This window comes from Pseudomonas rhizophila, from assembly GCF_003033885.1.
GTDB classification, from domain to species: Bacteria; Pseudomonadota; Gammaproteobacteria; order Pseudomonadales; family Pseudomonadaceae; genus Aquipseudomonas; species Aquipseudomonas rhizophila.
Map to the genome: position 1 here is coordinate 116,504 of NZ_CP024081.1, position 23,111 is coordinate 139,614.

The 23,111-nt window shown below is 60.5% G+C and carries 20 protein-coding genes; 11 read left to right on the forward strand and 9 right to left on the reverse strand.

Annotated elements, in window-relative coordinates:
- Nucleotides 1-223 precede the first annotated feature (223 nt).
- Nucleotides 224-2,122 (forward strand): FTR1 family protein, encoded by a 1,899-nt coding sequence (locus CRX69_RS00540; protein WP_107321373.1) that lies wholly within the window; start codon nt 224-226, stop codon nt 2,120-2,122.
- 108 nt (nt 2,123-2,230) lie between these two features.
- Nucleotides 2,231-2,686 (forward strand): YaiI/YqxD family protein, encoded by a 456-nt coding sequence (locus tag CRX69_RS00545; RefSeq protein ID WP_047226107.1) that lies wholly within the window; start codon nt 2,231-2,233, stop codon nt 2,684-2,686.
- Nucleotides 2,687-2,806: 120 nt separating this feature from the next.
- Here the strand turns inward: CRX69_RS00545 and elbB are convergent, their stop codons facing one another.
- Nucleotides 2,807-3,475, reverse strand: a complete 669-nt coding sequence (gene elbB / locus CRX69_RS00550; protein WP_107321374.1) for an isoprenoid biosynthesis glyoxalase ElbB — start codon at nt 3,473-3,475, stop codon at nt 2,807-2,809.
- Nucleotides 3,476-3,598: 123 nt separating this feature from the next.
- Between elbB and CRX69_RS00555 the strand changes: the two genes are divergently transcribed.
- Nucleotides 3,599-4,834, forward strand: a complete 1,236-nt coding sequence (locus CRX69_RS00555) for a sterol desaturase family protein (protein WP_047226105.1) — start codon at nt 3,599-3,601, stop codon at nt 4,832-4,834.
- Here the strand turns inward: CRX69_RS00555 and CRX69_RS00560 are convergent.
- Nucleotides 4,815-5,438, reverse strand: coding sequence for a DedA family protein (locus CRX69_RS00560; RefSeq protein ID WP_047226104.1), 624 nt, complete (start codon nt 5,436-5,438; stop codon nt 4,815-4,817). The two genes, CRX69_RS00555 and CRX69_RS00560, sit on opposite strands and share 20 nt — an antisense overlap.
- Before the next feature lie 205 nt (nt 5,439-5,643).
- Here CRX69_RS00560 and hemB point away from each other — a divergent pair, with 205 nt between their 5' ends.
- Both hemB and ppk1 read left to right on the forward strand, forming a co-directional pair.
- On the forward strand, nt 5,644-6,657 hold the full coding sequence (hemB, locus tag CRX69_RS00565; RefSeq protein WP_047226103.1) for a porphobilinogen synthase: 1,014 nt from the start codon (nt 5,644-5,646) through the stop codon (nt 6,655-6,657).
- Nucleotides 6,658-6,674: 17 nt separating this feature from the next.
- Nucleotides 6,675-8,897, forward strand: a complete 2,223-nt coding sequence (gene ppk1, locus CRX69_RS00570) for a polyphosphate kinase 1 (protein ID WP_076383067.1) — start codon at nt 6,675-6,677, stop codon at nt 8,895-8,897.
- Between the two features lie 144 nt (nt 8,898-9,041).
- Here ppk1 and ppx read toward each other — a convergent pair whose 3' ends face one another.
- From ppx to CRX69_RS00595, 5 genes are all read right to left on the reverse strand, one after another.
- A complete protein-coding gene (gene ppx, locus CRX69_RS00575; RefSeq protein ID WP_107321375.1) occupies nt 9,042-10,544 on the reverse strand; it encodes an exopolyphosphatase in 1,503 nt (500 codons plus the stop codon).
- Nucleotides 10,545-10,721: 177 nt separating this feature from the next.
- Entirely contained in the window at nt 10,722-11,459 is a 738-nt protein-coding gene (locus tag CRX69_RS00580) for an amino acid ABC transporter ATP-binding protein (protein ID WP_047226100.1), read from the reverse strand.
- A complete protein-coding gene (locus tag CRX69_RS00585) occupies nt 11,446-12,096 on the reverse strand; it encodes an amino acid ABC transporter permease (protein WP_107321376.1) in 651 nt (216 codons plus the stop codon). The genes CRX69_RS00580 and CRX69_RS00585 overlap by 14 nt, the downstream gene beginning before the upstream one ends.
- Nucleotides 12,093-12,761 carry an amino acid ABC transporter permease gene (locus tag CRX69_RS00590; protein WP_047226098.1) on the reverse strand — a complete coding sequence of 223 codons (669 nt, stop codon included), beginning with the start codon at nt 12,759-12,761 and terminating at the stop codon, nt 12,093-12,095. Before CRX69_RS00590 ends, CRX69_RS00585 begins: the two co-directional genes overlap by 4 nt.
- A gap of 21 nt (nt 12,762-12,782) precedes the next feature.
- Nucleotides 12,783-13,568: a transporter substrate-binding domain-containing protein gene (locus CRX69_RS00595; protein ID WP_107321377.1), complete on the reverse strand. Its 786-nt coding sequence runs from the start codon at nt 13,566-13,568 to the stop codon at nt 12,783-12,785.
- 253 nt (nt 13,569-13,821) lie between these two features.
- Between CRX69_RS00595 and CRX69_RS00600 the strand changes: the two genes are divergently transcribed.
- The 6 genes from CRX69_RS00600 (at nt 13,822) to CRX69_RS00625 (ending at nt 20,050) form a co-directional block, all read left to right on the forward strand.
- The gene (locus CRX69_RS00600; RefSeq protein WP_047226096.1) at nt 13,822-14,529 is read left to right on the forward strand and encodes a FadR/GntR family transcriptional regulator; all 708 of its coding nucleotides are present in this window, start codon (nt 13,822-13,824) and stop codon (nt 14,527-14,529) included.
- A 120-nt stretch (nt 14,530-14,649) separates the two neighbouring features.
- The gene (gene trxA, locus CRX69_RS00605) at nt 14,650-14,979 is read left to right on the forward strand and encodes a thioredoxin TrxA (protein WP_047226095.1); all 330 of its coding nucleotides are present in this window, start codon (nt 14,650-14,652) and stop codon (nt 14,977-14,979) included.
- Between the two features lie 242 nt (nt 14,980-15,221).
- Complete coding sequence (gene rho, locus CRX69_RS00610; protein ID WP_025216061.1) at nt 15,222-16,481, forward strand: transcription termination factor Rho; 1,260 nt, start codon at nt 15,222-15,224, stop codon at nt 16,479-16,481.
- Between the two features lie 122 nt (nt 16,482-16,603).
- On the forward strand, nt 16,604-18,070 hold the full coding sequence (gene ubiD / locus CRX69_RS00615; RefSeq protein WP_039590257.1) for a 4-hydroxy-3-polyprenylbenzoate decarboxylase: 1,467 nt from the start codon (nt 16,604-16,606) through the stop codon (nt 18,068-18,070).
- A complete protein-coding gene (locus CRX69_RS00620; RefSeq protein WP_076383063.1) occupies nt 18,070-19,038 on the forward strand; it encodes a CDP-6-deoxy-delta-3,4-glucoseen reductase in 969 nt (322 codons plus the stop codon). Before ubiD ends, CRX69_RS00620 begins: the two co-directional genes overlap by 1 nt.
- A gap of 343 nt (nt 19,039-19,381) precedes the next feature.
- Entirely contained in the window at nt 19,382-20,050 is a 669-nt protein-coding gene (locus tag CRX69_RS00625) for a gamma-glutamylcyclotransferase (protein WP_047226092.1), read from the forward strand.
- On the opposite strand, the gene glpT is transcribed toward CRX69_RS00625, so the two are convergent.
- Complete coding sequence (gene glpT / locus CRX69_RS00630; RefSeq protein ID WP_047226091.1) at nt 20,026-21,375, reverse strand: glycerol-3-phosphate transporter; 1,350 nt, start codon at nt 21,373-21,375, stop codon at nt 20,026-20,028. The genes CRX69_RS00625 and glpT overlap by 25 nt on opposite strands.
- A gap of 695 nt (nt 21,376-22,070) precedes the next feature.
- Nucleotides 22,071-23,048, reverse strand: a complete 978-nt coding sequence (locus CRX69_RS00635; protein WP_076383061.1) for an NADPH:quinone oxidoreductase family protein — start codon at nt 23,046-23,048, stop codon at nt 22,071-22,073.
- Nucleotides 23,049-23,111 lie beyond the last annotated feature (63 nt).

Here is a 23,111-nt window from a genome sequence, read left to right on the forward strand (position 1 = left end):
AACCGGAGGAGCTTTTATGCCTTCGGACAATAAGAGGGCGGCGGGATTATAAACATGGCCGTTGGCTATGTAATGGCTTTTTAATCTCGTAATGCAGTTTTTGTGACATCACTTCCAAGCGTGAAGATCCGATGAAATCTGCTTCAGAAACACATCAACCCTTGAGTCAAGGTCATTGGAAGTGAACAATGTGTTACTTCTTATTTCCATCTGAGAGTCATTCATGACTGCCCCGTACCGTTTTCTGGCCTGGCTAGCGCTGCCGTTGTTTGCGCTATGCAGCGCCAATCTATTGGCCGACACCCTGGAGGGCGCCCCCCAGGCGCTGCATTTACTGGATTACATCGGGGCGGATTATCCGGCGACGGTGCAGGCGGGCAAGGTTGTCGACGAGTCTGAATACCGCGAGCAACTGGAATTTACCCAGCGCCTGGAAGGGCTGATCGTTGCGCTGCCAGCCAAACCTGAGAAAGCAGAGCTGACACAAGGCGTCGCCGCCTTGCGCAGCGCCATCACCGCGCATCAGGACGGCGATGAGGTCGCCCGCCTGGCGCGGCAACTGGGGGCCAGACTGGCGGTGGCGTATGAGGTCAGTCAGGCGCCGGTGATCACCCCGGACCCGGCCCGCGGTGCGCCGCTATATGCGCAGAATTGCTCGGTGTGCCACGGTGACAGCGGGGCCGGCGACGGTCCTGCCGGTGTCGGCCTGGAGCCTGCACCCGCCAACCTGCGCGATGGGGCGCGCCTGGATCATCTGAGTCTCTACGCGATCTACAACACGCTTGGCATGGGCGTCGAAGGCACTGACATGCCGGCCTTTGCCGATCAGCTCGACGACCGTCAGCGCTGGGACCTGGCGACGTACATCGCCAGCTTCAGCGCCGACCCGGCGGCCGCTAAAAGCGGACAGACCTTCAACCTCGCTGATCTCGCGCGCCAGACACCGACCGAAATCCTCGCGGCGCAGGGCCCTGAAGCGGCAGCCACCTTTCGTGCCCAGCGTGCCCAGCCGCCACAAGTGCAGCGTGGCCCGGCGCAGTTGCTCGACTACACCGCCACCACCCTGGACAAGAGCATCGCGGCGTATCGCGCCGGTGATCACGACCAAGCCTATGACTTGTCGGTAGCGGCTTACCTGGAAGGTTTCGAGCTGGTGGAAAGTTCGCTGGATAACGTCGATGCCAATGTGCGTAAGGACACTGAAAAAGCGCTGATGGCCTACCGTCAGTCGTTGCAGGATGGCTTGTCGGTCGAGCAGGCCGAGCAGCGCCTGGACGCGGCCAAGGCCAAGCTGACGGAGTCGGCGGATCTGCTGGGTGGCGACGGTTTGAGCTGGTCGCTGAGCTACATCTCGGGCTTGCTGATTCTGCTTCGCGAAGGGCTGGAAGCGATTCTGGTGCTGGCGGCGATCCTGGCGTTCCTGCGCAATACCGGTCAACAGTCAGCGGTTCGCAGCGTCAACGTCGGTTGGGGGCTGGCGCTGCTGGCTGGTCTGGCGACTTGGGGGCTGGCCGCTTATGTGATTGACGTCAGCGGCGCCCAGCGCGAATTGCTCGAAGGCGCAACGGCCTTGTTTGCCAGTGTGATGGTGCTGTGGCTGGGTGTGTGGATGCACGACCGACGTCACGCGGCGGCCTGGCAGGATTACATCAAGAGCAGTCTGGTGGGCGGCGGCGGACGTTTCGGTTTTGCGATCCTGGCGTTTTTCTCGGTCTATCGCGAGCTGTTCGAAGTGATCCTGTTCTACGAAACCCTGTGGCTGCAAGCCGGTCCCGCCGGGCATGATGCCGTATTGGCTGGCGGCGCCACGGCGCTGGTGCTGTTGGTGGGGTTGGCCTGGGTGATTCTGCGCGGCTCGGCGAAACTGCCGCTGGCGTTGTTTTTCAGCATCAATGCCGGATTGCTCTGCGCGCTGTCGGTGGTTTTTGCCGGTCATGGCGTGAAGGCGCTGCAGGAAGCCGGGATCTTTGGCACCCGTCCGGTGGCGTTCTTCGATTTCGACTGGCTGGGCATTCACGCCGATGCTTATTCCTTGGCCGCCCAAGTGGTGGCGATCGTGGCGATTGTGGTGTTGTACGGGCGCAGTCGGGTGGCGGAGAAGCGTAGGGTCCAGGTTTCCTGAACAGCATTCGCTGCGCTCATAATCGCGGGCAAGCCTTGCTCCCACAGTCAGTATTCGCCTGTGGAAGCAAGGCTTGCCCGCGATGCTTTTAATTAGAGGAAAAACTCAATGCGTGTATGGATCGACGCCGACGCCTGTCCCAAGGCCGCGAAGGAACTGGTGGTCAAGTTCGCCTTGAAACGCCGCTTCGAAGTGGTGCTGGTGGCCGGCCAACCGCAGATCAAGCCGGCCCTGGCCTGCGTGAAGCTGATCGTGGTGCCCAGCGGGCCTGACGCGGCGGACGATTACCTGGTGGAGCATGCCGTACCGGGTGAGCTGGTGATCTGCAGCGACGTACCGTTGGCTGACCGGCTGGTGAAGAAGGGGGTTGCGGCACTGGATCCGCGGGGCAAGGAGTTCGATGCGCAGAACATGGGTGATCGGCTGGCGGTGCGCAACCTGTTCACCGACTTGCGTGAGCAGGGCCATATGGGCGGCGGGCCGGCAGCGTACAGCGAGCGGGACAAGCAAGGGTTCGCCAATGCGCTGGATCGGATACTGACGCGCTTGGCCCGAACTTCCTGAGTCTTGCTCGGACCTCTTGTGGGAGCGAGCCTGCTCGCGATGACGGTGTGTCAGCAAACAGATACATCAACTGAACTGACGCCATCGCGAGCAGGCTCGCTCCCACATTGAAGGGTGGTGTTACTCGTCATTCTCGTGAGTCAACTCCAGCACCCGGTCCACCAGTTTATTGATCCCCGAAGCCGCTTCGCTGATGTTCTGCGCCAGCATGTAGGCCGGCGTGCTGACCAGCTTGCGCGCAGTGTCTTCGACGATATCGGTGACAGCGCAGTCTTCGTGGATGCCGCCCATTTTGGTGACGGCGGCGGCAGTGTCGGTATCTGTGCCAATGGTGCAGGTCACCCCCGGACCATAGATTTTTGCCGCCAGGGCCGGGGAAATGCAGATCAGCCCCACCGGTTTTCCGGCCTCGGCAAAGGCTTCGGTCAGCGCCAGAACCTCCGGCTGGACGGTGCAGCCCGCGCCTTCGACGGCAAAGTTGGAGAGGTTCTTCGCCGCGCCGAAACCGCCAGGCACGATCAGCGCGTCGAAGTCCTCGACGTTGGCTTCGCGCAAATCCTTTACATTGCCCCGAGCGATCCGGGCGGACTCCACCAATACGTTGCGGCTCTCGCGCATCTGCTCGCCGGTCAGGTGATTGATGACCTGCAACTGCGCGATGTCGGGGGCGAAACACTGCACCTGTGCGCCGCGCTGGTCGAGGCGCAGCAAGGTGATCACGCTTTCTTGGATCTCTGCACCGTCATACACGCCACAGCCGGAAAGGATCACTGCAACTTTTTTGCTCATGGGCTTTTCTCCAGATTCATGGCGTTAAATGTCCACTAATTTGTCACTCGTTGCCATAGGGTTATCGAGCAGCTACACCTAATCTGCCGACTATCTCCCTGCTTTGTCTGCTCGGGTTGCGTCATGAATTTCATTCTGTATGCCGTGCCGTTTTTCTTTGTGCTGATTGCCGTCGAGTTGCTGGCCGACCGCTGGCGGGGTGTGAGCCATTACCGCGTGGCAGACGCCATCAACAGCCTGAGCACCGGCGTGCTCTCCACCACGACCGGTTTGCTGACCAAGGGCGTGGGGTTGGTGACCTACGCGTTTGCCTTGGAACACCTGGCCGTTATCCACTTGTCTGCCGACCAGGCCTGGGTCTGGGTATTGGCTTTCGTGTTCTACGACTTCTGTTATTACTGGCTGCACCGCATGGGCCATGAGCGCAACATCCTCTGGGCGGCCCATTCGGTCCATCATCAGAGCGAGGACTACAACCTCTCCACGGCGTTGCGCCAGACCAGCACCGGGTTTGTGTTGAGCTGGATTTTCTACCTGCCGCTGGCGGTGGCCGGCGTGCCGCTGGTGGTGTTCGTCAGCGTGGCGGCGTTGAATCTGCTGTATCAGTTCTGGGTCCACACCCAACACATCCCCAAGCTCGGCTGGCTGGAGTGGTGTTTCGTTACGCCGTCCAATCATCGCGCCCACCATGCACAGAACCCTCTTTACATGGATCGCAATTACGGCGGGGTGTTCATTATTTGGGACCGTCTGTTTCGCACCTTTCAGGAAGAAGACGCTAACGAACCGGTGATTTTTGGCGTGACCACGCCGCTGGCGAGCTGGAATCCGTTGTGGGCCAACCTGCAGTTCTATGCGCAATTGTGGGCGGATGCGCGACGGGCAGAGCGCTGGCGAGACAAACTGCGGATCTGGTTTATGCCCACCGGTTGGCGTCCGGCGGATGTGGCGGCGCGGTACCCGCTGAACAAGCCGGACCTGAGTCAGTTCCGCAAATTCGAGGTGCCGCTGGACGGCCGCCAGCAGTGGTACGTGGCGTTGCAGTTCTGTACCTACATTGCGCTGGGCAGTTACTTGATGAACCTGGAGAACAGCCTGTCGGTTGCTGCCCTGGTGTTGGGTTGGGGCACGGTGGCGCTGGGTTTGTTTGTGTTGGGCGTGGCCCTGGAGAATCGCCCGTGGGCCCTGAGGCTGGAGCTGTTGCGGCTGGTCCTGAATTTACCACTGGTGTGGCTGGCGCCGCTGGTGGGGTTGTGGCCGGCCAGCCCCGTGGCCTGGGTTGGGTTGCTCAGCTACAGCCTGCTCAGTGGCATCGGGCTGTATTGCTGTCGCAGCCGGGTCACTCGGCTGGCGTCGTAGGCTCGTGGGTCCTGGCTTGCTCCAGCCGTTCGGCTTCGAGGACTTTCCTGGCCAGCCGTGCATTCTTGATACGTCGACGCAGCCACAGGCACAACCCCAGCACCAGCAGGGCACCGAGTACCCACAATTCATATTTCTTGATGCTGCCCAGCATGCCTTCGAGCACCGCGCCGAAGTGGTACGCGGCGGCGGCCAGGGCAGTGGCCCAGATCGCCGCGCCGATACCGTTGAGCAACAGATAGCGGCCCGGCGGATAGCCCGACAGCCCGATGGCCACCGGCATGACTGTGCGCAAGCCGTAGACGAAGCGAAAACTCAGGACCCAGATGTCCGGATGCCGGCGAATGTGCTCCAGCGCCCGATCGCCCATCAACTGCCAGCGAGGTTTTCGCGCCAGTAGCCTGCGGCCGTGCTTGCGCCCCATGAAGTACCACAACTGATCGCCCGCGTAGCTGCCGCAGAACGCCACCACCACCACCAGATTGATGTCCATGTAGCCACGGAACGCCAGGAAGCCTGCGAGCACGAGGATGGTTTCGCCTTCGAAGAACGTGCCGATAAACAAGGCCAGGTAGCCGAAGTCATGGAGAAATTGCTGGAGCATTGTCTGGGTGCTGGCGAAATGAACGCGCAGCCTAACCCTTCGGACACATTCAGGAAAGTATCGAGATGTGTCTCGACGTGAACATTTCCTGCAACGACAATGACTGCGACGACGGGACGCAGGTGCACATATCTGTCATCTGTTCGTCATAATGGCCGTCTATAACTGTCACGCTCGCCCGTCAGCGCGGGCTCAGGAGTCTGCCGTGAGCTTTACCCCCGCCAATCGTCTGTTCCCCGCTACCCGTCTGCGTCGCAATCGCCGTGATGAGTTCTCTCGTCGGCTGGTGCGTGAAAACGTGCTGACCACTGATGACCTGATCCTGCCGGTGTTCGTGCTGGACGGTGAGAACCGTCGCGAGGCCGTGGCATCGATGCCCGGGGTAGAGCGCCTGACCATCGATCTGTTGCTTGAAGAAGCCGCCAAGTGGGTCGAGCTGGGTATTCCGGCGCTGGCGCTGTTCCCGGTCACACCTGCCGGGCTCAAGTCTCTGGACGCCGCCGAAGCCTGGAACCCCGATGGCATTGCCCAGCGCGCGACCCGTGCCCTGCGTGCCCGTTTCCCGGAACTGGGCGTGATCACCGACGTGGCGCTGGACCCGTTCACCACGCATGGGCAGGACGGCATTCTCGATGAAGAAGGCTATGTGCAGAATGACATTACCGTCGATGCACTGGTCAGGCAGGCGTTGTCTCACGCCGAGGCCGGTGCCCAGGTGGTGGCGCCGTCGGACATGATGGACGGTCGCATCCAGGCGATCCGTGAGGCGCTTGAAGTGGCCGGTCATGTCAATGTGCGGATCATGGCCTACTCGGCCAAGTACGCCAGCGCCTATTACGGCCCGTTCCGTGATGCGGTCGGCTCGGCGCTGAATCTGGGCAAGGCCAACAAGGCCTCTTATCAGATGGACCCGGCCAACAGCGAGGAAGCCTTGCACGAAGTGGCGGCGGACTTGTCAGAAGGGGCTGATATGGTCATGGTCAAGCCGGGCATGCCTTACCTCGACATTCTTTGCCGGGTCAAAGACGAATTCAAAGTACCGACCTTTGTCTATCAGGTCAGCGGCGAGTACGCCATGCACATGGCGGCAATCCAGAACGGCTGGTTGGGCGAAGGAGTGATCCTTGAGTCCTTGACCGCTTTCAAACGTGCAGGAGCTGATGGCATCCTGACTTACTTTGCTGTGCGCGCCGCCCAATTGTTACGAGAGCAGAAATAGCCTCCCAGGAACTTGTGATGAATACCGAAGGACTCTCTGAAGTTGCCGTAAAAGACGCTCAGCCCGTGGTCGAGCAGGTCGCCGAAACACCGCCGGAGCATGAGGCCGTGCCTACGCCGCCGGTGGTACCCGAGGCCCCCGTGGCCCCTGCGATTGTCATTCCCAACCTGGATGACAGCAGCCTGTACATCCATCGCGAGCTGTCGCAACTGCAGTTCAACATCCGCGTGCTGGAGCAGGCGCTGGACGAGTCCTACCCGCTGCTGGAGCGGCTCAAGTTCCTGCTGATCTTTTCCAGCAACCTGGACGAGTTCTTCGAGATTCGCGTCGCCGGCCTGAAAAAGCAGATCACCTTCGCCCGTGAACAGGCCGGTGCCGACGGCCTGCAGCCGCACCAGGCTCTGGCCCGCATCAGCGAGCTGGTCCACGGCCACGTTGACCGCCAGTACGCGATTCTCAATGACATTCTGTTGCCCGAACTGGAAAAGCATCAGGTTCGCTTCATTCGTCGGCGCAACTGGAACACCAAGCTCAAGACTTGGGTGCGCCGCTATTTCCGCGACGAGATCGCCCCGATTATCACCCCGATCGGCCTCGACCCGACGCACCCGTTCCCGCTGCTGGTCAACAAGAGCCTGAACTTCATCGTCGAGCTCGAAGGCATCGACGCCTTCGGTCGCGATTCCGGCCTGGCGATCATCCCCGCGCCACGCTTGTTGCCGCGCATCATCCGCGTGCCTGAAGACGTTGGCGGGCCCGGTGACAATTATGTGTTCCTGTCGTCGATGATCCACGCTCACGCCGATGACCTGTTCCAGGGCATGAAGGTGAAGGGTTGCTACCAGTTCCGCCTGACCCGTAACGCCGACCTGTCGGTAGACACCGAAGACGTCGAAGACCTGGCCCGCGCCCTGCGCGGCGAGCTGTTCTCGCGCCGCTACGGTGATGCGGTGCGCCTGGAAGTGGCCGACACTTGCCCCAAACACCTGTCCGACTACCTGCTCAAGCAGTTCAACCTGCATGAGACCGAGCTGTATCAGGTCAACGGTCCGGTCAACCTGACCCGACTGTTCAGCATCACCGGTCTGGACAGCCATCCGGAACTGCAATATTTGCCGTTCACGCCACAGATCCCGAAGTTGCTGCAAAACAGCGAGAACATCTTCAGCGTGATCAGCAAGCAGGACATCCTGCTGCTGCACCCGTTCGAGTCGTTTACGCCCGTGGTCGACCTGCTGCGCCAGGCGGCCAAGGATCCCCACGTATTGGCGGTGCGCCAGACCCTGTATCGCAGCGGCGCCAACTCGGAAATCGTCGACGCCCTAGTGGACGCGGCGCGTAACGGCAAAGAGGTCACGGCGGTGATCGAGTTGCGGGCGCGCTTCGATGAAGAGTCCAACCTGCAACTGGCCAGTCGTCTGCAAGCGGCCGGTGCGGTGGTGATTTATGGTGTGGTCGGCTTCAAGACCCACGCCAAGATGATGCTGATCCTGCGGCGCGAGGCCGGCGAGATCGTGCGTTACGCCCACCTGGGCACCGGCAACTATCACGCCGCCAACGCCCGTCTGTACACTGACTACAGTCTGCTGACCTCCGACGATGCCTTGTGCGAAGACGTCGGCAAGCTGTTCAGTCAGTTGATCGGCATGGGCAAGACCCTGCGCATGAAAAAACTGCTGCACGCGCCGTTCACCTTGAAAAAGGGCATGCTCGACATGATTGCCCGGGAGACGCAGTTCGCCCTGGACGGCAAGCCGGCGCACATCATCGCCAAATTCAACTCGCTGACCGATCCGAAGATCATCCGCGCGTTGTACAAGGCCAGCCAGTCGGGCGTGCGCATCGACCTGGTGGTGCGCGGCATGTGCTGCCTGCGGCCGGGTATCCCGGGGGTTTCCCACAACATCCATGTACGCTCGATCATCGGCCGCTTCCTGGAACATACCCGGGTGTTCTACTTCCTCAACGGTGGGGAGGAGCAGATGTTCCTGTCCAGCGCCGACTGGATGGAGCGCAACCTCGACAAGCGCGTCGAGACCTGCTTCCCGGTGGAAGGCAAGAAGCTGATCCTGCGGGTCAAGAAGGAGCTGGAAAGCTACCTCACCGACAACACCCACAGCTGGAGCCTGCAATCGGACGGTCGCTATATCCGCAACACGCCGACCGGCAACCAGAATGCCCGCAGCGCCCAGGCGACATTGCTGGAGCGCTTGGGCAGCCCGTTGCTGACGGTTCGTTAAGAGGTAGAGGCAGGCTTAGCTTTTGTGGCGAGGGAGCTTGCTCCCGCTGGGCTGCAAAGCGGCCCTGAATTCTTGGGAGGGCTTCGCCCTCCAGCGGGAGCAAGCTCCCTCGCCACAGGGATTGCAGCTCACTCCAGTGAGCAATCAGTGGATGTTCAGCACAATCCCGACTCGGGTAAGCCATTCGGCTTCCTGGGCGAAGTCAGCCTGGGTCAGTTGGTTCTCTTCCAGCCAGCCTTCGGGAAACAGCACATCCAGTTGAGCTCCGTCGGCGCGCAGGATCACCTGGGGCATTTCCTGGGTACCGCGGATGTGGTGGAACAGGATCGCAAAGCGCAGCAGCACGCACAGACGAATCAGTTTGATGCCGTCATTGCCGAACTCGGCGAATTTATCCCTGGGAATATTGCGCCGGTGGCCACGTACCAATAGCGCGAGCATCTGCTGGTCTTCGCGGGAGAAGCCAGCCAGGTCCGAATGCTCGATCAGGTAGGCGCCGTGTTTGTGGTAGTGATAGTGGGCGATGTCCAGGCCCACCTCATGCACCTTGGCGGCCCAGCCCAGCAATTCGCGCCAGACCCCGTCGTTCAGATCCCAGTCGTCGGCCACCTGGTCGAAGGCGTGCAGCGCTTTGCGTTCGACCCGTGCGGCCTGTTCCTGATCGACGTGGTAACGCTCCATGAGCGAGCCCAGGGTGCGCTCACGGACGTCTTCATGGTGATGGCGCCCGAGTAGGTCATAGAGCACGCCTTCGCGCAGGGCACCCTCGCAGTGGTCCATGCGTTGCAGTTCGAGGGCGTCGAAAATCGCTTCGAGGATCGCCAGGCCCGCCGGGAAAATCGCCCGGCGGTCAGGCTTGATGCCTTCGAAATCGATTTTGTCCGAGTCGCCGAGCTTGAACAGCCTGCGCTTGAGCCAGGCCAGGCCTTCGGCGTTGACCTCGCCAGTGCCATGGCCGCCGGCCTTGAGGGCCAGGCCAATGGCGCGAATGGTGCCCGAGGAGCCAATGGCTTCATCCCAGGTCAGGCGGTGCAGGGCATGTTCGATGCTCATGATTTCCAGGCGAGCCGCCGTATAGGCCTGGGCGTAGCGCGCCGGGGTGATCTTGCCGTCGCGGAAATAACGCTGGGTGTAGCTGACGCAACCCATTTGCAGGCTTTCGCGCAGCAGCGGCTCGAAGCGCTGGCCAATGATGAATTCGGTACTGCCGCCACCGATGTCCGCCACTAGGCGTTTGCCCGGTGTGTCTGCCAGCGTATGGGAGACACCGAGGTAAATCAGACGGGCTTCTTCACGCCCGGAAATGACTTCCACCGGATGGCCGAGGATCTCTTCGGCGCGGTGGATGAATTCGCCGCGGTTGCGCGCCTCGCGCAATGCGTTGGTGCCCACGATCCGTACCGCGCCCAGGGGCATGCCGTTGATCAGTTGGGCGAACCGCTTGAGGCAATCGAGCCCGCGCTGGATGGATTCCTCGCTCAGCTGGCGCTCTTCGTCGATGCCGGCGGCCAGTTGGACCTTCTCGCCGAGCCGCTCAAGAATTCGGATTTCCCCGTTCTGGGCCTTGGCGACGACCATGTGGAAGCTGTTGGAGCCCAGGTCTATGGCTGCGATCAGGGACAGATTCTTGGCTTGGGATGGCGGCATGGTCAAAAAGTCTCGGTCGATAACCTTGCCATCCTGCCACGATCAACCGCTTACGCCAACGCAAAGGCGACCGCTTCGCGTCAATCGCGAGCAGGCTCGCTCCCACAAGTGACCGAGTCGCGATCGAACTGGGAGCGAGCCTGCTCGCGATGAGGTCAGAAACGGCGCAGCAGAACCTCAGGTCGCCGACTCGACCGTCCCGATAAAATTCGCCAGTTCCACCGTCTGCGGATCGGCGAACAGCACCTTGGGGTCCCCCGTCTCATGCACCTTGCCCTGGTGCATGAACACCAGCTTGTCCCCTACTTCACGGGCGAAGCGCATCTCGTGGGTGACCATGATCAGGGTCATGCCGTCCTTGGCCAGCTGTCGCACCACGCCGAGCACTTCATTGACCAGTTCCGGGTCCAGGGCGGAGGTGATTTCGTCGCACAGCAGTACTTTTGGCGACATCGCCAGGGCGCGGGCGATGGCGACCCTCTGTTGCTGGCCGCCGGACAGGCGGTCCGGAAAGGCGTCGAATTTCTCCCCGAGTCCGACTCGCTCCAGCATCTGGCGTGCCAATTCAGCCGCTTTGGCCTTGGATACTTTTTGAACAACCTGCGGCGCGAGCATCACGTTCTCACCGACGGTCAGGTGCGGGAACAGGTTGAATTGCTGGAACACCATCCCGACTTTCTGCCGCAGGCTGCGCAGATCGGCGCGGCCGGCGTCGAGGTATTCGCCGTCGACTTCAATCACGCCGTCGTTGATCGACTCCAAACCATTGAGGGTGCGCAAGAGGGTGGATTTGCCCGAACCGCTGCGACCGATGATCGCCACGACCTGGCCTTCCTCGACGCTCAGGTCGATGCCTTTAAGCACGTGGTGATCGCCGTAGTATTTATGCAGGGCGGAAATTCTAAGCAGAGGCATGCAGTCTCCTTTCCAGGTAGCGCGCACTGAGGGACAAGGGGTAGCAAAGCAGGAAGTAACCGAGGGCCACCAGGCCGTACACCATGAACGGCTCGAACGTGGCGTTGGCGAGCATGCCGCCGGTCTTGGTCAGTTCGGTAAAGCCAATGATCGAGGTCACTGCCGTGCCCTTGACCACTTGCACCGAAAACCCCACGGTCGGCGCCACGGCGATGCGCAAGGCCTGGGGCAGGATCACGTAGCGCAACTGCTCCAGCGGGTTGAGGGCCAGGCTCGCCGAGGCTTCCCACTGGCCGTTGGATATCGCGTCGACGCAGCCACGCCAGATCTCCGCCAGATAGGCACTGGTAAACAGCGTCAAGGCAATCGCCGCTGCCATCCACGGCGAGATTTCCACCCCGGCCAGGGCGATGCCGAAGAACACCAGGAACAGCTGCATCAACAGCGGTGTGCCCTGGAACAGCTCGATGTAGGTGCGAGCAATATTGCGGGGCAGGGCGCTTTTGGAAATGCGCAGCACCATCACCAGCAAGCCGATCACGCCGCCCCCGATAAACGCCACCAGCGACAATGCCAGGGTCCATTGCAGGCCCGTGAGCAGGTTGCGCACCACGTCCCAGAAAGTGAAATCGCTCATTGGCTGCTCCTGGCAATGTAGCGGCGCCCCACCCAGTTCAGGAACTGGCGGATCAACAGCGCCATGCACAAGTAGATCAGCGTGGTCAGTGCATAGGTTTCGAACGCGCGGAAATTACGGGACTGAATGAAGTTGGCGGCAAAGCTCAGCTCTTCAGTGGCGATCTGCGAGCAGACCGCCGAGCCGAGCATCACGATGATGATCTGGCTGCTCAGGGCCGGCCAGACCTTGCCCAGCGCCGGCAGCAGCACCACATGACGAAAGGCTTCGAAACGGCTCATCGCCAGGGCCGCGGCGGCTTCCAGCTGCCCACGCGGAATGGCCTGGATGCCGGCGCGGATGATCTCGGTGGAGTAGGCGCCGAGGTTGATCACCATTGCCAGTACCGCTGCCTGCCATTCGGATATCTGCAAGCCCAGGGACGGCAGGCCGAAGAAAATGAAAAACAGCTGCACCAGGAATGGCGTGTTGCGGATCAGCTCCACGTACACGCCGAAGATCGCCGAGAACGGACGAATATGCCACGCCCGCACCACGGCACCGACGATGCCCAGGCCAACCCCGAGCAGCGCGCCGATGGCCGTCAACTCCAAGGTGAACAAGGCACCGCGCAACAGCAGCTCGGTGTTCTGCACCACCGGCATAAAATCGAACTGATAAGCCATGCTCAACCTCTCAGGCGACGGTCAGAGATCGGCCGGCAGCGGCTGCTTGAGCCAGGTCTGGGAGTTTTTCTCCAGGCTGCCATCGGTCTTGGCAGTGGCCAGGATCTGGTTGACCTTGTCCAGCAGCGCCGGCTCGTTCTTGTTCACGCCCACATACACTGGCGAATCCTTGAGTTTTACTTTCAGCGCCGGGACGCGCTTGGGGTTGCGTTCGCTGATCGCGACCATCACCACGTTGCCGCTGGCGATCAGGTCCACCTGACCGGCCAGGTAGGCGGCGATGGTCGAGTTGTTGTCTTCAAAGCGTTTGATCGTGGCGCCTTGGGGAGCGACCTTGGTCAGCTCGATGTCTTCGATGGCGCCGCGGGTGACGCTGATGGTCTTGCCCTTGAGGTCGTCCAGGCCACTGATGGCGGCGTCGGGCGGGCCGAATACCGCGAGGTAGAACGGCGCGTAGGCGCTGGAGAAGTCGATGACTTTTTCACGCTCGGGGTTCTTGCCCAGGCTGGAGATCACCAGGTCAACCTTGCCGGTGGTCAGGAACGGAATGCGGTTGGTGCTGTTGACGGGGGTCAGTTCAAGCTTGACCTTGAGCTGATCGGCCAGCAGTTTCGCGGTGTCGATGTCCAGGCCGCGCGGCTTCATGTCCGGGCCAACCGAGCCGAACGGCGGGAAGTCCTGGGGGACTGCGACTTTGAGGGTGCCACGCTTGACCACGTCTTCCAGGCCGTCCGCTTGAGCGGGCAGATGAGTGAGCATCAGGCTGGCGAACAGGGCGGTAAGCAGGGCGCTGTAACGCTTGATCATGGCGAATCTCCGCATCGGTGATGTGATTTCTGCGTTCGGACAGAGCACAGGCCATGCCAAGCTGGTTTTTAATCTGCCAAAGCCACGGTTTTACTGGCGGGATGAGGTCTTACTGGTCTGAACAGTTGCGCCGCGTTTCGCACCGTTATCGAGCGTTGGTATTTGCCGCCGAACCCAAGTGGAGCACGACTTGCCGGGCGCGGCGTTTAGCTTTACAACTGGTCGCTCACTGGCCCGGTTCGTCTGAAAAACCATGAATTCCATCTCTCGCGCGGTGCCCGAAGTGGCGCTGCAAGCCATCCGTAAACTGATCGTCGATGAAGGCTTCGCTCCTGGGGATGCGCTGCCGTCGCAACGGGACCTGGCGTTGCAACTGGGGGTGAGTCGCGCCTCGCTGCGTGAAGCGCTTTCATCGTTGAGTGCGCTGGGCGTCATCAGCGTACAGCCGGGCAAGGGTGTGTTCGTGCAGTCGTCGGTGGAGGTTTCGCGCAGCGAACTGGCCCCGGGCTGGCCGTTCGCGGCCCAGGCTTCGCCGGTGGATATCTTCCAGTTGCGTTATGCCCTGGAGGGTTTCGCGGCCGGGTTGGCGGCGGTGACGTTGAGCGCCGATGAACTCGACACATTGGAGGACAACGTCGAGGCCATGCGTCGGGAGCTCAAGGCAGGGGATTTCGACGCAGCGGCGCGGCTGGATTTCGAGTTCCATCGGCGCATCCTGCAGGCCAGCGGCAACCAGGCGATGCTGAGTATTCTCACCGCCAGCGCCGACATCTTCCTGGAGAGCCAGAAACTGCCGTTCATCAGGGCGGAGCGGGCGATGGAGACCTGGCAGGAGCATCGCAAGATCCTTCGGGCCCTGGCCCGTCGCGCTTCGGGTGGCGCGCAAAAAGCCATGCAGGAACACGTACGTAACGCCGCACTGCGCACCGGAATTTCCTTCGTGGCCCCGGCTGCCCCATGACGGGCGTCATACCTAAATACATCAGACACCATAGCGAGACTCAATCAACTGCGGCTTCCTGAACCCGGTAAGGGCAGCTATGATGGGCCACGTTTTTTTGCTGACAATCCCGGAGATTCCATGAGCAGCGATCTGATCAAACATGTTAGCGACGCTAGCTTCGAGGCTGACGTACTCAAGGCCGAAGGCGCGGTACTGGTCGACTATTGGGCTGAGTGGTGCGGTCCATGCAAAATGATCGCCCCGGTCCTGGACGAAATCGCTGACACCTACGCTGGCAAGCTGACCATTGCCAAGCTCAATATCGACGAGAATCAGGAAACCCCGCCCAAGTATGGCGTGCGTGGTATCCCGACGCTGATGCTGTTCAAGAACGGTAATGTCGAAGCCACCAAGGTTGGCGCACTGTCGAAGTCGCAACTGGCTGCTTTCATCGACGCCAACATCTAAGCGCCGAATGCTGTTGAAAAAGCCCCGCTAATCGCGGGGCTTTTTTCGTTACTCGGGGCTAGACGCTCGCAAACCCAGGTGTTACATTCGGCCCCGCACTGGTTTCTCCTTTGCCCCCTGCAAGCCGTCGCCGACGCACTCCTTTCGAATAAGTACGCGATCCTGTCGCCTTCTCCGCGGCGCGGCCTCATTAAGCCAAAAGCTTAATTTCCCCCCTCCATAAATGATTACGTCATTCCTATATGAATCTGACTGAACTCAAGCAAAAGCCGATTACCGAACTGCTCGAATTGGCCGAACAGATGGGCATAGAAAATATGGCCCGTTCGCGCAAGCAGGACGTGATTTTCTCCCTGCTCAAAAAGCACGCGAAAAGCGGCGAGGAAATCTCCGGTGATGGCGTGCTGGAGATTCTCCAGGACGGCTTCGGCTTTCTCCGCTCCGCAGACGCTTCCTATCTTGCCGGCCCAGACGATATCTACGTCTCGCCGAGCCAGATCCGTCGTTTCAACTTGCGCACCGGTGACACCATCGTTGGCAAGATCCGCCCTCCGAAGGAAGGCGAGCGTTACTTCGCGCTGCTCAAGGTCGACACGATCAACTTCGATCGTCCGGAAAACGCGAAGAACAAGATTCTCTTCGAGAACCTGACCCCGCTGTTCCCGACCGTGCGCATGAAGATGGAGGCCGGTAACGGTTCCACCGAAGACCTCACCGGCCGGGTCATCGACCTGTGCGCACCTATCGGCAAGGGCCAGCGCGGTCTGATCGTGGCGCCGCCGAAAGCGGGCAAGACGATCATGCTGCAGAACATCGCGGCCAATATCGCTCGTAACAACCCTGAAGTTCATCTGATCGTGCTGCTGATCGACGAGCGTCCGGAAGAAGTGACCGAGATGCAGCGCACCGTGCGCGGCGAAGTGGTTGCCTCGACGTTCGACGAGCCGCCGACCCGCCACGTGCAGGTTGCCGAAATGGTGATCGAGAAGGCCAAGCGCCTGGTCGAACACAAGAAAGACGTGGTGATCCTGTTGGATTCCATCACCCGTCTGGCCCGTGCCTACAACACCGTGATCCCGAGCTCCGGCAAGGTGCTGACCGGTGGTGTCGATGCCCACGCCCTGGAGAAACCGAAACGTTTCTTCGGCGCCGCGCGCAACATCGAAGAAGGCGGCTCGCTGACCATCATCGCCACCGCGCTGGTTGAAACCGGCTCGAAGATGGACGAAGTGATCTACGAGGAATTCAAAGGCACCGGTAACATGGAACTGCCTCTGGATCGCAAGATCGCTGAAAAGCGCGTCTTCCCGGCCATCAACATCAACCGTTCCGGCACCCGCCGCGAAGAGTTGCTGACCGCCGACGACGAGCTGCAGCGTATGTGGATCCTGCGCAAGCTCCTGCATCCTATGGATGAAGTCGCTGCCATCGAGTTTTTGGTCGACAAGTTGAAGCAGACCAAGACCAACGATGAGTTCTTCCTGTCGATGAAACGCAAGTAATCGATCAGGCAGGGCAGCAAAGCCGGGGAAACCCGGCTTTTTGCTATCCGTGCATTCACTATTTTGAACGGGCGGCGTTAAACTCGGGCCCCCGAACGCCACGGCTACCATGAGGCTTTTGCATGCAGTATCGCGACTTGCGCGACTTTATCAGCGGTCTGGAACAGCGCGGCGAACTCAAGCGCATTCAGGTGCCGGTGTCCCCCGTACTGGAAATGACCGAGGTCTGCGACCGTACGCTGCGAGCCAAAGGCCCGGCGCTGTTGTTTGAAAACCCGACCGGTTATGACATCCCGGTGCTGGGCAACCTGTTCGGTACGCCGGAGCGCGTGGCCTTGGGCATGGGCGCCGAAGCCGTCAGCGAATTGCGCGAGATCGGCAAGCTGCTGGCGTTTCTCAAGGAGCCTGAGCCGCCCAAAGGCCTGAAGGATGCGTGGTCCAAGCTGCCGATCTTCCGCAAGATCATTTCCATGGCGCCGAAAGTCGTCAAGGACGCCATCTGCCAGGAAGTGGTGATCGAAGGCGACGATGTCGACCTGGCAATGTTGCCGGTGCAGACCTGCTGGCCGGGCGACGTGGGGCCGCTGATTACCTGGGGCCTGACCGTCACCAAAGGTCCGAACAAGGACCGTCAGAACCTCGGTATCTACCGTCAGCAGGTCATTGGCCGGAACAAGGTCATCATGCGCTGGCTGAGCCACCGTGGCGGTGCACTGGATTACCGGGAATGGTGTGAAAAACATCCTGGGCAACCGTTTCCGGTGTCCGTGGCCCTCGGCGCGGACCCGGCGACCATTCTCGGCGCTGTCACGCCAGTGCCTGACAGCCTCTCCGAATATGCTTTCGCCGGGCTGTTGCGTGGCAACCGCACCGAACTGGTGAAATGCCGCGGGAACGACCTGCAAGTGCCGGCCACTGCCGAGATTATTCTTGAAGGCGTGATCCATCCCGGCGAAATGGCCGATGAAGGTCCGTACGGCGACCACACCGGCTACTACAATGAAGTCGACAGCTTTCCGGTGTTCACCGTCGAGCGCATTACGCATCGGATCAAGCCGATTTACCACAGTACCTACACTGGCCGTCCGCCTGATGAGCCGGCCATTCTCGGGGTGGCTCTGAACGAAGTGTTCGTGCCGATCCTGCAGAAGCAATTTCCCGAGATCACCGACTTCTACCTGCCGCCGGAAGGCTGCTCTTACCGCATGGCCGTGGTGACCATGAAGAAGTCGTACCCGGGGCATGCCAAGCGGGTCATGCTGGGGGTCTGGTCGTTTTTGCGACAGTTCATGTACACCAAGTTCGTTATTGTCACTGACGACGATATCAACGCACGAGACTGGAACGACGTGATCTGGGCCATCACCACGCGCATGGACCCCAAGCGTGACACGGTGATGATCGAGAATACGCCGATCGATTACCTCGACTTTGCCTCGCCGGTGTCCGGCCTGGGGTCGAAGATGGGACTCGATGCCACGCACAAATGGCCCGGTGAAACCACCCGTGAGTGGGGCCGGGTGATCGTCAAGGATGAAGCCGTTACCCAACGGATCGATGCCATCTGGAATCAGTTAGGAATAGATTGATGCGTGTAACCTTGCAGCCTTCCGGGGCGGTGTTGGATATCCGGCCCGCCGAGCGGATTCTCGATGGCGCGCGACGCCTGGGCTACGAGTGCCCGCAAAGCTGCCGCAATGGCAACTGCCATGTCTGTGGTGCGCTGTTAGTGGAAGGCCGCGTGGAGCAGGCGGGTGAAGTGCGCGATCACGGTGAGATTTTCACCTGCATTGCCGAGCCCCTGGAGGACTGCGTGGTGCTCTGGGATGGCGTGCTGTCACCGGGCGAGTTGCCGGTGCGCAGCCTGGCGTGCCAGGTCACTGAATGCGCCGACGTGGGCGGTGATGTCTGGCGAGTACGCCTGCGCGCGCCGGCGGGCAAGCCGCCGCGCTATCACGCGGGGCAGTACCTGATGATCGAGCGGGAGAATGGCGAGAAATCGGCGTTTTCCCTGGCCTCGGCGCCGCATTCGGGGCGCGAGCTGCAATTGCACGTATTAGTGCGCGAAAACAGTGCGCAGACATTGTTGGAGCAACTTCAGCGTAACCCCAATGTGCGCATCGAAATGCCCTTTGGCGACACCCATTTGTCCGAGTTGCCGGAGGGCCCACTGGTGTTGATTGCCGCCGGTACCGGCATGGCGCAGATGCACAGCCTGATCGAACATTGCCGCGCAGCGGGTTTCAAGCACCCGGTGCATCTGTATTGGGGTGTGCGGCGTCCGGAAGATTTCTATGAAATCGAGCATTGGGATGAGTGGAAAAAACTGCCGAACCTGTATCTGCACAAAGTCGTCAGCGACCTGTGCGGCTGGACAGGTCGTTGCGGGATGCTTCACGAAGCTGTGTGCGAGGACATCAGCAATCTCAAGGATGTGCATGTCTACGCCAGCGGTTCGCCGGCCATGATCTATGCCACGCTCGATGCTTTGGTAGAAGCCGGAATGGACGCCCACCAAATGCGCGCCGACGTGTTTGCCTATGCGCCGCGCTCTTGAGCCGAGCTCTTGAGCGGCTCTTGAGCGGCTCTTGAAGCTTGATTGAGGTCTGTTTTTTGTAGCGAGAGGATTTCAGCTTTGTGGGAGCAAAGCTTGCTCGCGAAACAGGCACCTCGGTCTCTGAAAGACAGCATCGCTTTCATCGCGGGCGAGCCTTGCTCCCACAGGGTCATATACCTGGCGATATATCGATTCGATATTTAGTACGCACACTAGATGTCGTTAAGGTATATGCCTGAGTTTCAGGCATTCATGGCATCCAACTTGCCTTGATTCTGATCAGCGTCAGTGTCATGACGGCGCTACCAACTTCCGACCCGCGAGGAGCCAACTGCTACCGGCCATGACCGCTATCGAATCCGCCTTTGCCAGCGCCCCATACCCGCCACGCCTCGACCTGGGGCCGCAGCTGACCCATGAGCAGCTGCGCACGTCGATGCAATCGACCATGAGTCTGCACCAGGGCGGGCCTGTGTGGTTGTTCGCTTATGGTTCGTTGATCTGGCGGCCGGAATGCACGGCGGTGGAACGGGTGCGCGGCCGCGTCCATGGTTATCATCGCGGTTTGTATTTGTGGTCTCACGAACACCGTGGCACCCCCGAATTGCCGGGGCTGGTGTTTGGACTGGATCGCGGCGGTTCGTGCAGCGGTTTTGCCTATCGATTGCCGCAGGACAATCTTGAGGATTCGTTGTTCGCCCTATGGCAGCGCGAGATGCCGTTCCCGTCCTATCGTCCGCACTGGCTCAGTTGCCGTCTCGAAGATGGCAGCCGAGTGCAGGCCTTGGGGTTTGTGCTGGAGCGGCACCTGCCCAGCTATGCCGGCAACTTGCCGGATCATGTGCTGAGCCAGGTGTTCGAAAGCGCCTGTGGGCGCTATGGCACCACTCGCGATTATGTCGAGCAGACCATCCACGCCCTGCGCAGCCACGCCATGCCAGACCGGAATCTGGAGGCGCGGCTCAAACGCTGTAAATCAGCCCTGGATCAGGCCACCGCTTCGCGGCTCTGACTGGCGATTTGCTTGTGCCACAAGGTTGGCGCGAGGAACGCCATCGCCAGCAGGCAAGCACCCACCAGCAATACAAAACCACCGTTCCAGCCGAAATGGTCCACCGTGTAGCCCATGGCAGCACTGGCCGCGACCGAGCCGCCCAGGTAGCCAAACAGCCCGGTGAAACCTGCGGCGGTGCCAGCGGCCTTTTTCGGCGCCAGTTCCAGAGCCTGCAAACCGATCAGCATCACCGGGCCGTAGATCAGAAAGCCAATGGAAACCAGGGCGATCATGTCCACGGTCGGGTTGCCGGCCGGGTTCAGCCAGTACACCAGTGTCGCCACGGTCACCAGCGCCATGAACACCATGCCCGTCAGGCCCCGGTTGCCGCGGAAGATTTTGTCCGACATCCAGCCGCACAGTAACGTGCCGGGGATGCCTGCCCACTCATACAAAAAGTACGCCCAGGAGGTTTTATCCACCGTGAAGCCTTTGGCTTCCTTGAGGTAGGTGGGCGCCCAGTCCAGCACGCCGTAGCGCAGCAGGTAAACAAAGACGTTTGCCATGGCGATGTACCAGAGCATTTTGTTGCGCAGCACGTACTTGACGAAGATTTCCTTGGCGCTGAACTCGTTCTCGTGACTGGCGTCGTAGCCTTCCGGGTAATCGTTCTTGTATTTTTCGATCGGCGGCAGGCCTACCGATTGCGGGGTGTCGCGCATGGTCGCGAAGGCAAACAGCGCCACCAGTAGCGCCACGGCCGCCGGTACATAAAACGCCGCATGCCAGTCATTGAACCAGCCCATCCCCAGCAGGAACAACGGCCCAATCAAGCCACCGCCGACGTTATGCGCCACGTTCCAGACGGACACCACACCGCCGCGTTCTTTCTGCGACCACCAGTGCACCATGGTCCGGCCACTGGGTGGCCAACCCATGCCCTGGGCCCAGCCATTGATGAACAACAGGATGAACATCATGGTTACGCTGGATGTTGCCCAAGGCGCGAAACCGAAAATGAACATCACCCCCGCCGAGACCAGCAAACCGAATGGCAGGAAATAGCGCGGGTTGGAACGGTCGGACACCAGGCCCATCAGGAACTTCGAAAGCCCGTAGGCGATGGCAATGGCCGACATGGCCAGGCCCAACTGACCCCGGGTGTAGCCCTCGTCGATCAGGTATGGCATGGCCAGGGAGAAGTTTTTGCGCAGCAGGTAATAACCGGCGTAGCCGATGAAGATGCCGGCGAAAATCTGCCAGCGAAGGCGTCGGTAGGTGCTGTCTATTTTTTCTTCAGGCAGGGGCGCCTGATGTACGGCAGGACGAAAGAAAGCAAACATTCAAGGGCTCCAGATTCTTGTTATGACTGCGGATGCGAATGTTACAGTTTCGTTACCGAAAATAGCATCGCTTCTCATCACTTAAACAATGGGAATTTCCCTGAATGAATGTTCTTAAATGAACATGTCGCTCAGACATACGCCGATGGCGTTGTAGGAATTGCCTTGTAAGGTCTCTTTACTCCTGCACTCCATCGTTGCGGGACAAGAAAGTAGGAAACGTCCTTCAACCAACACAGAAGTCTCGCCATTCAACTAATGAGCCTCGCTCTTTACACTTCACGTTTCTGCCGGAGCTGGCATTCAGGTGAGGAACGGTATGAGGGGGTGTGCTGTGATGCTGCTGTGCTTGGGCAGTGCGAGTTGGGCCGCTCAGGTTTTATGGGTGCCCGAGAACAATCCCGAGCCAGCCTCCCCGGCAGCGCAGACGCAAGCCGTGGAATCGTTGGAATTCCATCCGGAGGGCGAGCCGATCGATGCAGACAAATTGGCCGAGGCCTGGAAGTGCTCGGACATCAACGTGCATGGCGCCAACCATGGGTGCAGAAGTTGCGCTCGTTCCATTACACGCGCCGCTACGTGTCCGATGTGTTTTTCGGCAAGTAGATGCCGGGCGCCGGGCGTTTTGCCTTGATCGCCAGATTCAATCGTCACGCGGTCCGCCGCTTTTGGCACGCGGACCGCTTGATTGACTATCAACGCACCTGCACCACCACCTTCCCCACGGCTTTGCGCTGGCCCAGGTCATTGATCGCCTGGGCGGCGTTGCTCAATGGATACACCTGCGAGACCAGTGGCTTGAGCTTGCCTTCGGTGAACCAGCTAAACAATTGCTGGAAGTTGGCGGCGTTGTCCTGGGGTTGGCGTTGGGCGAAGGAGCCCCAGAACACGCCGACCACGGCGGCGCCCTTGAGCAGGGCCAGGTTTACCGGAAGCTCGGGGATGCGTCCGCTGGCAAAGCCGACCACCAATAGCCGGCCGTTCCAGGCGATGGCGCGAATGGCCTGGTCAAACAGATCGCCGCCCACCGGGTCGTAAATCACATCGGCGCCTTGGCCGTCGGTGAGGCGTTTGATTTCATCCTTGAGGCTGGTTTCGCTGTAGTTGATCAGTTCGTCGGCACCGGCAGCCTTGGCCACGGCCAGCTTCTCTGCACTGCTGGCGGCGGCAATCACCCGGGCGCCCATGGCCTTGCCGATCTCCACGGCCGCCAGGCCGACGCCGCCCGATGCGCCGAGCACCAGCAGGGTTTCGCCGGGTTGCAGGTTGGCCCGTTGCTTGAGGGCATGCATCGACGTGCCGTAGGTCATGCTGAAGGCGGCGGCGGTGTTGAAGTCCATGGACGAGGGGATGGGCAACACGTTGTAGCCTGGCACGGCCACCTGTTCGGCAAAGCTGCCCCAGCCGGTCAACGCCATGACCCGGTCACCGACCTTCAGGTGGCTGACCTTTTCACCCACGGCGCTGATGACGCCCGCTGCTTCGCCGCCGGGGGAAAACGGGAAGGGTGGTTTGAATTGGTATTTGCCCTCGATGATCAGCGTGTCAGGGAAGTTCACGCCGGCGGCATGCACATCCAGCAGCACTTCGTTCTTCTTCGCGACGGGGCTGGCGACGTCTTCCAGCACCAGCGATTCGGCAGGACCGAATTCTTTGCACAGCACGGCTTTCATCAGGGCTATTCCTTTGGGAGTGATGGCCGATAAGTGTAGGTGTGAGAGTCAATGGGTCAACGA

Bases quoted from the DNA above. Each gene is read 5' to 3' on its own strand.
- CRX69_RS00585 (WP_107321376.1), bottom strand. From the start codon at position 12,096: ATGAGCGATTTCACTTTCTGGGACGTGGTGCGCAACCTGCTCACGGGC.
- glpT (WP_047226091.1), bottom strand. From the start codon at position 21,375: ATGTTTGCTTTCTTTCGTCCTGCCGTACATCAGGCGCCCCTGCCTGAA.
- rho (WP_025216061.1), top strand. From the start codon at position 15,222: ATGAATCTGACTGAACTCAAGCAAAAGCCGATTACCGAACTGCTCGAA.
- CRX69_RS00560 (WP_047226104.1), bottom strand. From the start codon at position 5,438: ATGCTCCAGCAATTTCTCCATGACTTCGGCTACCTGGCCTTGTTTATC.
- ppx (WP_107321375.1), bottom strand. From the start codon at position 10,544: ATGCCGCCATCCCAAGCCAAGAATCTGTCCCTGATCGCAGCCATAGAC.
- CRX69_RS00620 (WP_076383063.1), top strand. From the start codon at position 18,070: ATGCGTGTAACCTTGCAGCCTTCCGGGGCGGTGTTGGATATCCGGCCC.
- CRX69_RS00635 (WP_076383061.1), bottom strand. From the start codon at position 23,048: ATGAAAGCCGTGCTGTGCAAAGAATTCGGTCCTGCCGAATCGCTGGTG.
- ubiD (WP_039590257.1), top strand. From the start codon at position 16,604: ATGCAGTATCGCGACTTGCGCGACTTTATCAGCGGTCTGGAACAGCGC.
- CRX69_RS00580 (WP_047226100.1), bottom strand. From the start codon at position 11,459: ATGCCTCTGCTTAGAATTTCCGCCCTGCATAAATACTACGGCGATCAC.
- CRX69_RS00540 (WP_107321373.1), top strand. From the start codon at position 224: ATGACTGCCCCGTACCGTTTTCTGGCCTGGCTAGCGCTGCCGTTGTTT.
- ppk1 (WP_076383067.1), top strand. From the start codon at position 6,675: ATGAATACCGAAGGACTCTCTGAAGTTGCCGTAAAAGACGCTCAGCCC.
- elbB (WP_107321374.1), bottom strand. From the start codon at position 3,475: ATGAGCAAAAAAGTTGCAGTGATCCTTTCCGGCTGTGGCGTGTATGAC.
- CRX69_RS00625 (WP_047226092.1), top strand. From the start codon at position 19,382: ATGACCGCTATCGAATCCGCCTTTGCCAGCGCCCCATACCCGCCACGC.
- trxA (WP_047226095.1), top strand. From the start codon at position 14,650: ATGAGCAGCGATCTGATCAAACATGTTAGCGACGCTAGCTTCGAGGCT.
- CRX69_RS00590 (WP_047226098.1), bottom strand. From the start codon at position 12,761: ATGGCTTATCAGTTCGATTTTATGCCGGTGGTGCAGAACACCGAGCTG.
- CRX69_RS00595 (WP_107321377.1), bottom strand. From the start codon at position 13,568: ATGATCAAGCGTTACAGCGCCCTGCTTACCGCCCTGTTCGCCAGCCTG.
- CRX69_RS00600 (WP_047226096.1), top strand. From the start codon at position 13,822: ATGAATTCCATCTCTCGCGCGGTGCCCGAAGTGGCGCTGCAAGCCATC.
- CRX69_RS00555 (WP_047226105.1), top strand. From the start codon at position 3,599: ATGAATTTCATTCTGTATGCCGTGCCGTTTTTCTTTGTGCTGATTGCC.
- CRX69_RS00545 (WP_047226107.1), top strand. From the start codon at position 2,231: ATGCGTGTATGGATCGACGCCGACGCCTGTCCCAAGGCCGCGAAGGAA.